This window comes from Streptomyces sp. NPDC006733 (genome assembly GCF_040636125.1).
Lineage (GTDB): Bacteria > Actinomycetota > Actinomycetes > Streptomycetales > Streptomycetaceae > Actinacidiphila.
This window is the reverse complement of sequence record NZ_JBEYJD010000004.1, coordinates 125,126-137,986: the sequence shown is the minus strand read 5'-3', so window position 1 is coordinate 137,986 and position 12,861 is coordinate 125,126. Positions and strand designations below refer to the sequence as shown.

The following is a 12,861-nucleotide window of genomic DNA, read 5'->3' as shown; positions in this document are numbered from 1 at the left end:
GCGCCGGCACAGCTCACGACGAGCAGCCGGTCGACCCCGAGGGGCCCCACCATCCGTCCACCCCACCTGCTCCGGCCAGGGCTGAACCCACCCTGGGGTTGCCGGCCCCTGGCTCCGACCCCGCCCGACAGGCGACGATGGGCGGGTGAACCTCCCCGAACTTGCGGCCTTTCTCAGGTCCCGGCGTGATCGCATCCGGCCGGCCGACGTCGGCCTGCCCGTCGGACCCCGGCGCCGGGTGCCCGGCCTGCGCCGCGAGGAGGTGGCGCAACTGGCGGGCCTGTCGGCCGACTACTACACCGAACTGGAGCGCGGACGCGGCGCCCAGCCCTCGTCCCAGACGCTGCTCGCCCTCGCCCGGGCACTGCGACTGGGCGGCGACCAGCGCGACCACCTGTTCCATCTCGCCGACCGCCCGCTGCCCGAGTCGGTGCTCGGCGCGAGCGCACGGCACGTCCAGCCCGCCCTGCTCGGGTTGCTGGACCGGCTGGCGACCACCCCGGCCCAGGTCATCACCGACCTGCACGAGACGCTCGTGCAGAACGAGCTGGCCGCGGCCCTGGTCGGCCGGGCCCCGGAGCCGCGCGGCCCCGCCACCGGGTTCGCGTTCCGCTGGTTCACCGATCCGGCCGCCCGCGCGGTCTATCCGTCCGAGGACCATCCGCACCACTCCCGGGCCTTCGTCGCGGACCTGCAAGCAGTCGCGGCCCGCCGGGGCCGCGACAGCGAGGTCGCGAAGATGACGGCCGCGCTGCGGCGGCGCAGCGCGGAGTTCGCCGACCTGTGGGACGCCCACGACGTCGGGCTGCGCCGCACCGATCACAAGCGCATCGTGCACCGGGCGCTGGGCGTCATCGAGTTGGACTGCCACACCCTGTTCAGCGAGGACGGCCGCCAGCGACTCCTGTGGTTCACGTCCCCGCCCGGCACCGAGGGCGCGGCACAACTCGAACTGCTCGGCGTCATCGGCACGCAGGACATGGCCGCCCCCGCCACTTCGACGGGGCGCACCCCGGCACCGGCGCCCCGAGGACGCTGACGCTCGGCGGATGCCAGTCGGCAGATGTCGGTCCGCCCGGTCGGCACCGTGGACGGAGCGAAGTCGGCTCCCACGTACCCTGGTTCCGTGCCGGCTTCCCCTCTCCACCGCGTTGCTGTCCTGGTGCTTTCGGGTGCGAAGCCGCTGGATGTCGGGATTCCCGCGCAGGTCTTCACCACCCGCGGGAGCATGCCGTACGAGGTGCGGGTGTGCGGGGCGGCCCCCGGGCTGGTGACCGGCGGCGACGGCCTGTCCTACCACGTCGCCCACGGCCTCGACGCGCTGGCGTGGGCCGATATCGTCTTCGTCCCCGGCTACCGCTTCCCGGACGGCGACGACCCGCCGCGAGCGGTCGTCGCCGCGCTGATCGCCGCTCACGATCGCGGTGCGCGACTCGCCGCGATCTCGACGGGCGCCTTCGCGCTCGCCGCCACGGGACTGCTCGACGGCAAGCGCGCCACGACGCACTGGCACTACACGCGGGCCTTGGCGGCGAAGCACCCCGGCGTCCAGGTCGACGAGAACGTGCTGTTCGTCGACGAGGGCAGCGTCCTGACGTCGGCCGGCGCGGCCTCGGGCATCGACCTGTGCCTGCACATCCTGCGCGGCGACCTGGGCGTGGCCGCGTCGAACCATGCGGCCCGGCGGCTGGTCGCGGCGCCCTACCGCAGCGGCGGTCAGGCGCAGTACGTGCCGCGCAGCGTGCCGGAACCGCTCGGCGAGCGGTTCGCGGCCACCCGCGCGTGGGCACTGCACCGGCTTGGCGAGCCCCTGACCCTCGAGGTCCTCGCCCGGCACGCGGCGGTGTCCCCCCGCACGTTCTCCCGGCGCTTCGCGGAGGACACGGGATACACGCCGATGCAGTGGGTCATGCGGGCCCGCATCGACGTGGCCCGCGAGCTGCTCGAGCGCTCGCAGCGGGGCGTCGAGCAGATCGCCGCCGACGTGGGCCTGGGCACCGGCGCCAACCTGCGACGGCACTTCCAGCGCATCCTGGGCACGACGCCCAGCGAGTACCGGCACACGTTCACCCGGGGCGAGTAGCCCGCGGCCACGCGGCGCGATCCCTGGCGCGATCCTTGCGAACCGTGGCGATCACGCCGCTGCCGCGCGAGGGCGCCGCGCGAGAGTCTGGTGGGGAACCGAAGGGACACCACTCATGACTCGCATCGCCATCAACGGATTCGGCCGCATCGGACGCAACGCGCTGCGCGTGCTGCTCGAGCGCGACAGCACCCTCGAGGTCGTCGCCGTCAACGACCTCACGGAGCCCGCCACCCTCGCGCGGCTGCTCGCCTACGACACGACGGCCGGCCGGCTCGGCCGCCCGGTGACCGTCGACGGGGACGCCCTCGTCGTCGACGGCCGCCGCATCACCGTGCTCGCCGAGCGCGAGCCGGCGCAGCTGCCCTGGGCCGCACTCGGCGTGGACATCGTGCTCGAAGCGACCGGCCGCTTCACGTCGGCCAAGGCCGCTCGGGCCCACCTCGACGCCGGCGCGCAGAAGGTGCTCGTCAGCGCGCCGTCGGACGGCGCCGACGTCACGCTCGCGTTCGGGGTCAACACCGACGCGTACGACCCGGCCGTGCACACGATCATCTCGAACGCCTCGTGCACGACCAACGCGCTCGCGCCGCTGGCCGCGGTGCTGGACGAGCTCGCCGGCATCGAGCACGGCTTCATGACGACTGTGCACGCCTACACGCAGGAGCAGAACCTGCAGGACGGCCCGCACCGCGACGCCCGTCGGGCCCGCGCCGCCGCCGTCAACATCGTGCCGACCACGACGGGCGCCGCCAAGGCGATCGGCCTGGTGCTGCCGAACCTCGAGGGCAAGCTGTCGGGGGACTCGATCCGGGTGCCCGTTCCGGTGGGCTCGATCGTCGAGCTGAACACGACCGTCGCCCGCGACGTGACGCGCGACGACGTACTCGCGGCGTACCGCGCCGCAGCCGACGGGCCGCTGGCCGGCATCCTCGAGTACTCGGACGACGCGCTCGTGTCGTCCGACATCACGGGCAACCCCGCCTCGTCGATCTTCGACTCGGCCCTCACCCGTGTCGACGGCCGGCACATCAAGGTCTGCGCGTGGTACGACAACGAATGGGGCTTCTCGAACCGTGTGATCGACACGCTCGAGCTCCTCGCCGCCCGCTGACCGCACACCGGAACAGCCCCCGCCCCGCGGTCCCTTCGAGCGCTCTGGTCGGCCGGTCGGCCGACCGGGGCGCTCAGTGCGTGTGCTCCGGTAGGCGCTCGGTGGATCGAATGGGTTTCTCATTCGGCGACGGTCCGTCAGTGAAAATGCGGCACGCGCTCTGCAAGCGGAATGAGCATCTTGCCGCCTGTTCCCGCCCCCTTGCCTGAATTGCTCCGGCAATGCTGGCCGGTCAGGGGAGTCGCTCAGGGGGCCGCATCGTATACGGAATCCCAGGCACTGGATTCTCGGCCTGCTGGAGGGCCATCCCTTGGCGGGGCGGTCCTCCAGCAGGCCGAGTCCCGTCAGCGGCCATGGGTGGACGTCGGCCGTAGTGCCGGGCGGCGGCGCCGTGTTGGGGCGGGAGTCCGCACGCGGCCCGGCACGGAGTGCGGCGCTCAGGGGTCGGAGGGAGCAGGCTGAGGGGGATCGCCGCGGCTGTATTACCGGCCGGTTCGATTCTGGGTGGTATTCGGAACGAATGGCGATGGATGGTCGGTGCAAGGAGAGAGCGCGGGGATTCCCTTGGGCGCTCCGGCGCGACCATCACCCTTCCCGCGTGTTTCGGTCAGGCCAGACTCGAAAGGGTCGGGCGGATTCCCCGGGCGTCCCCGCTCGCGCCGCAATGGAAAGCCCTTGCTCTGCGATCCGATGGGAAACCGACACCGACACGGGACGTGGAGGAGGCCGTGCGCCGCGCTGACCGGCCGCGCACCCGTGCGCGGCCTCCGTCCGCTCTCGCCGGGACGGCGCCCGTGCCCGGTGGCGCTCCGGTCCGGCGTGACGTGGTGATCGGCGCCCCGATTGCATGCGGTAGGTTCAGGGCTCGGCTCGGGGAGCCGACTACTCCGCACTGTCATTTTCTGTCCGCCGTCGCGCACCCTGGGGAGGGGCCGGCGGTGGGTTTGACGACGTGTGCCCCGGCTCTGGGCGAAGGTGTCCCGTTGTCGGACCGTGCATTGGTTCAGACAATTAACGGCCGTGCCGTTTCCATCTCGTTAACTGTTTACTTATTGACGATATGGCAACGGCGGAGTTGACTCGCGTGAACCTCGGCCGCACTCGTGCGGCCTCGTCAGGGAGGCAACCCGAATGAACGCGGTAATGCGTCGTGCCGTCATATGCTCGCTTGCGGTATCGATGTCCGTGTCCGCGGCCGCTTGCGGCGAGACGGGTGGCGACAGCGGAGTCAGCCGCAAGGACAAGTCGATCGGCCTGCTGCTTCCGGACTACGCCACGAAGCGGTACGAGAAGTTCGACCGTCCGCTGATCGGCGGCAAGATCACGTCGCTCTGCCCCGACTGCAAGATCGCGTACGCGAACGCCGACGGCAACCCGGACCGGCAGGCGCAGCAGGTCCGCGACATGATCGCCCAAGGCGTCAAGGTCCTGATCCTGGGCGCGCAGGACGCGGTCGGCATCAAGGCGTCGGTCCAGGAGGCCGTGGACAAGGGCGTCAAGGTCATCGCGTACGACCGCTTCGCCCAGGGCCCGGTCTCGGCCTACGTCTCCTACGACAACGAGAAGGTCGGCGAGCTGCAGGGGCAGGCGCTGCTCGAGGCCATGGGCAGCAAGGCGACCCCGGCGGCCAAGATCGTGATGATCAACGGTGACGACGCCGACCCGAACGCCGCGCAGTTCAAGGCCGGTGCCCACAAGGCGCTCGACGGCAAGGTCACGATCGCCTACGAGCAGAGCGGCCTGTGGAAGGATACCGTCGCGAGCCAGAAGGTCAAGGCGGCCATCGCCCAGCTCGGCGCGAAGAACATCGACGGGGTCTACTCCGCGAACGACGGCATGGCCGGCGGTATCGCCACCGCTCTCAAGAACGCGGACATCGACGTCCCCCTGACCGGCCAGGACGCCGACCTCGCCGGTGTGCAGCGCATCCTGTCCGGCCAGCAGACCAGCACCGTCTACAAGGCGTTCAAGCCCGAGGCCGAGGCGACCGCCGAGATCGCGGTCAAGCTGCTCAACGGCGAGGACATCAGCGCCGTCGCGGACACCGTCGCGACCAGCGGCTCCGGCACCACCGTGCCCGCCAAGCTGCTCACCGCGGTGTCGGTGACCAAGGACAACCTCAAGGACACGGTCGTCAAGGACGCCGTGTACCTCGTGGTGCAGATCTGCACCCCCAGCTACGCCTCCGCCTGCGAGGCCGCCGGCATCAGCTAGACCCCCGCGTCCGGAGTGCCCGCTCGGCCGGACGAGCGGGTCCGGCGGTCGGGGCGGACGCCCGGGGACGGCTTCGGGTAGTGCCGGCGCAGGTTCGCGGTGAGCACCCGGTCGAGGGTGCGGTCGGACAGCACCCGGCCCAGGCGGATGATCAGGGCGGCGTCCCGGCCCGCGGTGTAGCGGGTGCGCGGCTTGCGCGCCGTCACGGCCTTGGCGATGACGCGAGCGGCGGCATCGGCGGTCAGACCGGCGGCCGTGCCCGAGGTCATCAGCGCGTTGTTCGCCCGCACCAGGCCGCCGTAGCGCGCGTCCTGCTCCGGCGTCATCGCGGCAGCCAGGTGATTGGCCGTCGCGACCCCGCGGGCGGCCATCTCCGTACGGACGCCGCCGGGTTCGACCACGACCACCTGGACGCCCAGCGGAGCGACCTCGCGGCGGAGCGAGTCGCTGACCGCCTCCAGGGCGAACTTCGATCCGGCGTACGCGCCGTACGTGGCCATGGCGAACTTGCCGCCGACCGAGCTGATGTTGACCACGCGGCCCTTGCTGCGCAGCAGCGCGGGCAGCAGCGCCTGGGTGACGGCGATGTGGCCGAACAGGTTGACCTCGAACACCCGCCGCCACTCGGCCAGCGGCAGGGCTTCCACGGGCCCGTTCACCTGGATGCCGGCGTTGTTGACGAGCGCGTGCAGCGCGCGCGGGTCGTCGGCGACCCGCGCGGCGAGCGCCTCCACCTGCTCGGACCGGGTGATGTCGAGGATGACCGGCTCGATGCCGGTCGCGCGGACGGCATCGGCGTCGCCGGCGCGCCGCACGCCCGCCAGGACGTGGAATCCCTGGCGCGCCAGTGCGCGGGCGGCCGACGCGCCCATGCCCGTGGAGGCTCCGGTCACGACGATGAGCTTCTGAGTTTCGGATGACGTTGTCACCTTAAGCACGCTACCAGCTCAGCTGACACCGTCAACCGGATGTATGATCGGCGCCATGCCCACCCGCGCGGAATCCGCCGCCCTCACCCGCCGCGCCCTGCTCGACGCGGCCGCCGACCTGCTGGACCTCGGCGGCCCCGAAGCGGTCACCCTGCGCGAGGTGGGTGCTCGGGCAGGTGTGAGCAGGGGAGCGCCGTACCGGCACTTCACCGGCAAGGACAGCCTGCTGACCGCCATCGCGACCGAGAGCTGGCAGCGGATCGGCGATCAGGTCCACGCCCTGCGCACCGAGCAGGGGGTGCCGGCCGCCGACAAGCTGCGCGGCGCCCTCCGCACCCTCATCGGCGTCGGCCGGAAGCAGCCGCACCTCTACCAGATCCTGTTCCGGCGCCCCGGCCACCGCCCGGAGGAGCTGCGGGAGGGACTGGACCGCGTCCGGCGCCAGCTGTGCGGCCCGGGGGACGACCCCGTCGCGGACCGCCTCCGCGCGGCCGGACGCTTCCAGAGCGAGTTCCTGGCCGTCGTCGCCGAACTCGTCGGGGAGCGCGACGCACGCCACTACACAGCCCTGCTGCTCACCAGCGCCCACGGCATCGCGGACATGGAGCTCAGCGGCCATCTCGGCGCGGACAGCTTGGGCACCACCGCCGAGGAACTCGTCGACACCCTCGTGCGCCTGGTCACGGACGCCGGCGCAACGGCATAACCGCGCTCCCTCGGCGGCGGTCGTCACGCGACCGGGCGCGATGGGGAGGGACCGCGGGAGGACCGGGGCCACGCCCCAACGGCCGCGGTGATGCGCACGGCCGGCGGAACGCCCTCACCCCTGGGCGCGGCGAACCGGTGACTCACCTGGTCCGCGCGGCGCGCCGGGCGGGGTTCCCGGGAGGGGCGCATAGCGTGGCCGGCATGCCGACGGACGAACTTCCCGCGGACCTGATCGCCTGCCAAGCCGCGTTCCAGGACGCGCACGCGGCCGTGGCCGCCTACGTCGACGCCATCGACAACGCCCCCGCGGACGAGCCCGCCGACGGCGCGGATCCCGCTCCCCACCGCAGAGTCTGGAGCCAGGAGCAGGCGCAGGAACTGGAGCGGCTGCGCGCGGTGCGGATGACAGCGCTCAGGGCGCTGTGGCGTCATCCGGTGGTGGTGGAGTCGATGGCCGGCGGCAGCTGGATGAGCCTGCACACCCGCCTGAAGAAGGAGGTCGGCGCACCCGGCTGGTCCTGACGCGCCCGCGCCCCGCAGTCGCCGTCGGCGGTGCGGACGCCCTGCTCCGGGACGGCGAGTGTCCGGATGGGGGTGACGGGGCTCCGGGTCGGTCGGAGCCCCGTCGATTGCAGGCGGTCAGCTGGTGGGGAAGTCGTCCGCCGTGCTGATGCGGCTCTTGACCAGCGCCCCCGACTCGGTCAGCACACCACTGCTGCTGTAGTCGCTGCCGGTGCAGGTCCCCGGGCGGAGCGCCGCACTGCTCTCGGACGCGTCCGAGAAGGTCCAGTTGGCGTAGCTGATGTCCAACTGGTCGAGCAGGTCCAGCCAGGCTGTGCTGCTCGCCCGGTCCATCGCACCGGCGCCACTGGCACTGACCGTGCCGAACTCCGTCACGAACAGGGGGAGCTGCGCTGCCGCGCGGCTGACGGTGGCGCGGTAGTTGTCCTTGTGGCTGGCAGCGTAGAAGTGGAACGCGTACATGATGTTCGCGGCGTTCACGGGAGCGTTGACGATCTCACTCTCGCTGGCACCGTCCGAGACGCCGAGCGAGGACCAGCCGCGGGTGCCGACGATGACGACCGCATCCGGGTCCGCCGCCCGGATCACCGGAATGACCTGCTCGGCGTAGCTCTTGATGCCGGCCCAGCTCACTCCGTTGGGCTCGTTGGCGATCTCGTAGATCACGTTCTTCTTGCCGGCGTTGCGGGCGGCGACGGAGGCGAAGAACGTCTTCGCGCGGGCCAGGTTGTAGTTCGGGTCACCCGGGGTGAGCGTGTGGAAGTCGATCAGGGCGTACATGCCCCGGGCCTCGGCCAGGTCGACGAGGTTGTTCACCCGGGCGGTGAATCCCGCCGGGTCCGTCTCGTAGCCGTTCTCCTGCACGTACATGGCGATGCGCAGCAGATCCGCCTTCCAGTCCTTGGCCAGCGCGTCGAGTGACGTTGCGCTGTTGCACTGGCTGAACCACTGGAGGCCGTGCGTACTCATGCCGCGCAGTTGGATGGGGCGGTTGTACTGGTTGCAGAGGTGGACGCCGCAGACGTGGAGCTGTCCGTTGATGCCTACGGGGGTGCCGCTGCCGCCCGGGTTCGTGGACGTCGGCGTCGGGGTGGGGGTCGGTGTCGGGGTGGGCGTCGGAGTGGGCGTCGGCGTCGGTGTCGGCTCGCCGACGGAGCCCGTGCAGGCGACCCCGTTGACGGTGAACGCCGTGGGTTTCGGGTTGGCGCCGGTGAGGGAGCCGGTGAAACCGATGTCGGCGGACGCGCCGGTGGCCAGCGTGCGGTTCCAGTCGGCGGCGGCGACGGTGACCGTCGGCCCCGACTGCGACCAGGTGGCGCTCCAGCCCTGAACGACCTTCTGGCCCGCGTCCGGCAGAGCGAACCGCAACGTCCATCCGTTCATGGGGTCACCGAGGTTGGTGACCTTCACACCGGCCTGGAACCCTCCTGACCACTGGTTGGTGACCGTGTAGTCGACCCGGCAGCCCGGGGCGGCGGACGCCTCCGGGCTGAGCAGTGCCGTAAGTCCGAGGGCCGCCGTCGCGCAAGTGGCCAGCAAAGCTATAAGACGTCTCAACGTCTTCCTCCCGTGCCGGTGCGAAGTGGAGCAAGTGGGGGTCGAATGAAAGTGGGAGCGCTCCCAGTCCTTCGGGCGGAGACGGTACACCGCGCCCGGCCGACCCGTACAGAGATCGGACGCCGCGAACCGCCGACAGCGGGAAACCGCATATGCCCCTGCCCGTTCGGATGCGACGACCGTCAATGAGAGGATCGCTGCCTGCCCTGATCAGGGCGTTGTCGTAGTCGGACAGGGGAGGCACGCAGTGGCCCTGGGAACAGTGGCCGTCACCGGGGCGGCTGGACAGATCGGCTCGGTCGTGCGCCGGGCGCTGCGCGGCGAGGTCGAGCGCATGGTCCTGCTCGACCGCGTCGCGCTGGACGTCGAAGCCGCGAACGAGGTCGTCCACACCGTCGACCTTCGCGACGCGGCCGCCGTCGAGGCCGCGCTCGCGGGCGCCGACGCCGTGCTGCATCTGGGCGGGCTGGCGGACGAGGCACCGCTCGAACAACTCCTGGACGCCAACGTGCTGGGCACCCACAACGTCCTGGAAGCCGCTCGCCGTGCGCCGATCCCTCGGGTCGTGCTGGCCAGCAGCAACCGCGTGGCCGGCTTCTATCCCACGGCCCACCGCACCCGCCCGCAGGAGCCCGTGCGCCCCGACGGCCTGTACGGGGTGAGCAAGGCGGCCGTCGAGGCGCTGGGGCGTTTGTACGCGGACAAGTTCGACGTGTCCGTGATCTGCCTGCGCATCGGGAGCTTCGAGGACGCGCCCGCCGACGTGCGCCAACTGGCGACGTGGCTCAGCCCGCGCGATGCCGTCGGCTTCTGCCGTGCCGCGCTCCGCGCCCCGCTCGCCACGCGTTTCGCCACGGCGTACGCGGTCTCCGCCAACACCCGGCGCTTCTGGGAGCTGCCCACGGAAGCCGAACTGGCCTACACGCCCGTCGACAACGCGGAAGCGCACGCGTCGCACATTGCCGACGCCGACGTCCCCGCCGATCCCGGGGCTCCGCAAGCCGGCCCGTACGCACTGCCCGCCTTCACGTTGCGGCACATCCGGCCCTGACCTGCGGTGTTCGCCCACTGCCTCCCGCGCGGCCGTTCCGGCCGCTCCGCGCGGGAGGCGGGCGCTGTCAGCAGCCGATGGGTGAGGAGGCGACGGCCACGTCGTCGAACCACAGGGTGTCGTCGCCGGTGCCGTAGCTCTCCCAGCCCAGCCGCAGGGTGGTGGGCCGCGGCGGCGTGGTGCGGGCGAGCCACTGCTGGTCGATGTCCTGGGTGGGGACGCCGTCGGCGTGCAGCCCCGGGATCTGCCGGTCGCCGAGCCAGGTGTCGAGCTTCGGCGCGGAGGTGTCCACGGCGAAGCGCAGGCACTGCCAGGTCAGCGTCGGCAGGGGGCTGCTGAGGGCCACCCCGGCGGGGCTCTGGGCGGGGAGGGTGGCGTCGTCGCTCTCCCGGTTCCACTGCAGGGCGCCGTTCCGGCCGCCGACCCGCAGAGCCCGCCCGCCCTGGGAGGAGTCCGGCATCGACACGAACGTCACGTGGGCGGCCGGGAGCGCGGTGGTGTGCCGTACCCACAGGCGGACGTACAGCACCGGGCCGACCGACGACAGGTCGGCGGTGGAGGCGACGAACGCGTGGTTGCAGTAACCGGCCCGCCCGTCCACCCGCACCGACTTCGCACCGCTGTGCGCGACCGCCGTGTCGACGGCGGCGCTGCCCGTGCCCTGGCAGTCGGGCGCGGCGGCCTGCCAGTTCCCGGACGGGGTGGGGCCGCCCTGGTCCTCGAAGCCCGTGCAGATCGTCGCGCTGCCGCAGTCCGCCGGCGGTGGCGTGGTGGGCGGCGTCGTCGGGGATGTGGTGGGCGGGGTGTCCGGCGGTGTGCCCTGCGGGGTCGTGCCGCCGCCGCAGGGCACGCCGTTGAGGGCGAAGGCGAAGGGTTGTGGGCCGCCCGCCCGCGCCGTCCCCTGCAGGCCGAAGTCGACCGTGCCGCCGCTGGGCAGGCCGCCGTTCCAGGCCGTGTTGGCAGCGGTCACCGAGCGGCCGCTCTGCGCGACGGTCGCGTTCCAGGCGGAGGTGACCTGCTGGTCTCCGGAGTACGTCCAGGTCAGCTGCCAACTGCCGACGGAGGCGCCGAGGTTGGTGACGTGCAGTTGTGCGGTGTAGCCGCCGGTCCACTCGTTCGCGGTGTAGTCGACCCGGCATCCGGCCGCGGCCGCCCCGAAGCTATGGGCGGGCAGGGAAGCCAGCAGCGACACGGCCAGCGCGGCGGTGGCCGCCGCCACCGCCCAGGGCCTGCGCAGTAATCGAAGAGTGCGAGCGGGCATGGGTGCCTCTTTCGGGTGTGGGGGAGTACAGCACAGTGGGAGCGCTCCCAGGTATGACAACTGCTGTGCCTGCGCACTGTCAACGGAGCGGCGCCGGTGGAGTTTCGGCGGAGTCGGACCGGAGTCGTCCAGAGGTGTTTACAGTCCGTTGATCCGCTGTTAGCTTCCCTGGTGGGAGCGCTCCCACAAGCGCGCTCGTTTCCCCCCACGCCGTCCCCGGCGGCCCGGCTTCGGCGGGCAGTGGCCCCGGGGACGTTTCCGGAAAGGGCACACCTTTGAAGAACACACGGAAACTCCCCTTAGTCGCCGCTCTCGCCCTGCTGCTCTCGGCCGTCGGCCTCGTCATCCTGGGCCAGAGTTCCGCGCAGGCCCACGGAGTGGCGATGATGCCCGGCTCCCGCACGTACCTGTGTCACGAGGACGCCCTGAGCGCCAATGGCGCGCTCACCCCCACCAACCCGGCCTGCACCGCGGCGATGGCCCAGAGCGGCTCGACGTCGCTGTACAACTGGTTCGCGGTCCTCGACTCCAACGCGGCCGGCCGCGGGCAGGGGTACGTCCCCGACGGGACGCTCTGCAGCGCGGGCAACAAGTCGCCGTACGACTTCACCGGCTACAACGCGGCGCGCGACGACTGGCCCCGGACGCACCTGACGTCGGGTTCCACGATCCAGGTGCAGTACAGCAACTGGGCCGCGCACCCGGGCACCTTCCGGGTGTACGTGACCAAGCAGGGCTGGTCGCCGACCAGCCCGCTGGCCTGGGCCGACCTGGAACAGGTCGCCAGCAGCACCAATCCGCCCGCGGTGGGCTCGCCGGGTACCGACGGCGGCCACTACTACTGGGATCTGGCGCTGCCCTCGAACCGCACGGGCAACGCGCTGGTCTTCATGCAGTGGGTCCGCTCGGACAGCAACGAGAACTTCTTCTCGTGCTCCGACATCGCCTTCGACGGCGGCCACGGCGAGGTGACCGGCATCCATGTCCCCAGCACCCCGCCACCGACGAGCACGCCGCCCACCACACCGGGGGATCCGGGCTCCTGCATGGCCATGTACGCGGTCTCCAACGCCTGGACCGGCGGTTTCCAGGCGCAGGTCACGGTGATGAACCACGGCACCGCGCCCTCGGGCCGCTACTGGAAGGTGACCTGGACACCCGGTACCGGAACGCAGATCACCAGCCTGTGGAACGGCACGCAGTCCAACAGCGGGAGCAGCGTCAACGTGAGCAACGCCGCCTGGAACGGGACGATCCCACCGGACGGCAGTACGACCTTCGGCTTCACGGCCAACTCGACCGGCAACAACTTCCCCGTCGGTTCGATCAGCTGCGCGTTCTCGTGACGTGCGCACGCTGTCTCCCGCACCGCGCCCACCCGCGCGTGTGAGAACAGCGATGACGGCCCCGAGGACGGCGGTT

Annotated in this window: 11 protein-coding genes; 8 read left to right on the top strand and 3 right to left on the bottom strand. The window is 71.6% G+C overall.

The genetic code is table 11. The features are described from left to right. The first annotated feature begins 145 nt into the window (after positions 1 to 145). The 4 genes from ABZ721_RS05775 to ABZ721_RS05760 all read left to right on the top strand — a co-directional run bounded on the left by ABZ721_RS05775 (position 146) and on the right by ABZ721_RS05760 (position 5,411). A complete protein-coding gene (locus ABZ721_RS05775; protein ID WP_358787323.1) occupies positions 146 to 1,039 on the top strand; it encodes a helix-turn-helix transcriptional regulator in 894 nt (297 codons plus the stop codon). A gap of 87 nt (positions 1,040 to 1,126) precedes the next feature. Further along, positions 1,127 to 2,083 (top strand): helix-turn-helix domain-containing protein, encoded by a 957-nt coding sequence (locus tag ABZ721_RS05770; protein WP_358787322.1) that lies wholly within the window; start codon positions 1,127 to 1,129, stop codon positions 2,081 to 2,083. A gap of 115 nt (positions 2,084 to 2,198) precedes the next feature. Next, positions 2,199 to 3,197, top strand: a complete 999-nt coding sequence (gap, locus tag ABZ721_RS05765) for a type I glyceraldehyde-3-phosphate dehydrogenase (protein WP_358787321.1) — start codon at positions 2,199 to 2,201, stop codon at positions 3,195 to 3,197. A 1,143-nt stretch (positions 3,198 to 4,340) separates the two neighbouring features. Then, the gene (locus ABZ721_RS05760; RefSeq protein WP_358787464.1) at positions 4,341 to 5,411 is read left to right on the top strand and encodes a substrate-binding domain-containing protein; all 1,071 of its coding nucleotides are present in this window, start codon (positions 4,341 to 4,343) and stop codon (positions 5,409 to 5,411) included. Here the strand turns inward: ABZ721_RS05760 and ABZ721_RS05755 are convergent. Then, positions 5,408 to 6,340 (bottom strand): SDR family oxidoreductase, encoded by a 933-nt coding sequence (locus tag ABZ721_RS05755; protein WP_358787320.1) that lies wholly within the window; start codon positions 6,338 to 6,340, stop codon positions 5,408 to 5,410. The two genes, ABZ721_RS05760 and ABZ721_RS05755, sit on opposite strands and share 4 nt — an antisense overlap. Before the next feature lie 55 nt (positions 6,341 to 6,395). Between ABZ721_RS05755 and ABZ721_RS05750 the strand changes: the two genes are divergently transcribed. Together ABZ721_RS05750 and ABZ721_RS05745 are read left to right on the top strand one after the other, a co-directional pair. After that, the gene (locus tag ABZ721_RS05750) at positions 6,396 to 7,046 is read left to right on the top strand and encodes a TetR/AcrR family transcriptional regulator (RefSeq protein WP_358787319.1); all 651 of its coding nucleotides are present in this window, start codon (positions 6,396 to 6,398) and stop codon (positions 7,044 to 7,046) included. Between the two features lie 203 nt (positions 7,047 to 7,249). Next, positions 7,250 to 7,570 carry a hypothetical protein gene (locus ABZ721_RS05745; RefSeq protein ID WP_358787318.1) on the top strand — a complete coding sequence of 107 codons (321 nt, stop codon included), beginning with the start codon at positions 7,250 to 7,252 and terminating at the stop codon, positions 7,568 to 7,570. Between the two features lie 117 nt (positions 7,571 to 7,687). Here the strand turns inward: ABZ721_RS05745 and ABZ721_RS05740 are convergent, their stop codons facing one another. Continuing rightward, positions 7,688 to 9,127, bottom strand: coding sequence for a cellulase family glycosylhydrolase (locus tag ABZ721_RS05740; RefSeq protein WP_358787317.1), 1,440 nt, complete (start codon positions 9,125 to 9,127; stop codon positions 7,688 to 7,690). Positions 9,128 to 9,374: 247 nt separating this feature from the next. Between ABZ721_RS05740 and ABZ721_RS05735 the strand changes: the two genes are divergently transcribed. Beyond that, a complete protein-coding gene (locus tag ABZ721_RS05735) occupies positions 9,375 to 10,178 on the top strand; it encodes an NAD(P)-dependent oxidoreductase (RefSeq protein ID WP_358787316.1) in 804 nt (267 codons plus the stop codon). Between the two features lie 67 nt (positions 10,179 to 10,245). Here the strand turns inward: ABZ721_RS05735 and ABZ721_RS05730 are convergent, their stop codons facing one another. Then, positions 10,246 to 11,439 carry a cellulose binding domain-containing protein gene (locus tag ABZ721_RS05730; RefSeq protein WP_358787315.1) on the bottom strand — a complete coding sequence of 398 codons (1,194 nt, stop codon included), beginning with the start codon at positions 11,437 to 11,439 and terminating at the stop codon, positions 10,246 to 10,248. Positions 11,440 to 11,714: 275 nt separating this feature from the next. Between ABZ721_RS05730 and ABZ721_RS05725 the strand changes: the two genes are divergently transcribed. Then, entirely contained in the window at positions 11,715 to 12,785 is a 1,071-nt protein-coding gene (locus tag ABZ721_RS05725; protein ID WP_358787314.1) for a lytic polysaccharide monooxygenase, read from the top strand. Positions 12,786 to 12,861 lie beyond the last annotated feature (76 nt).

Excerpts from the sequence above, each read along its gene's own strand:
- gap (WP_358787321.1), top strand. The coding sequence starts at position 2,199 with ATGACTCGCATCGCCATCAACGGATTCGGCCGCATCGGACGCAACGCG.
- ABZ721_RS05760 (WP_358787464.1), top strand. The coding sequence starts at position 4,341 with ATGCGTCGTGCCGTCATATGCTCGCTTGCGGTATCGATGTCCGTGTCC.
- ABZ721_RS05750 (WP_358787319.1), top strand. The coding sequence starts at position 6,396 with ATGCCCACCCGCGCGGAATCCGCCGCCCTCACCCGCCGCGCCCTGCTC.
- ABZ721_RS05745 (WP_358787318.1), top strand. The coding sequence starts at position 7,250 with ATGCCGACGGACGAACTTCCCGCGGACCTGATCGCCTGCCAAGCCGCG.
- ABZ721_RS05730 (WP_358787315.1), bottom strand. The coding sequence starts at position 11,439 with ATGCCCGCTCGCACTCTTCGATTACTGCGCAGGCCCTGGGCGGTGGCG.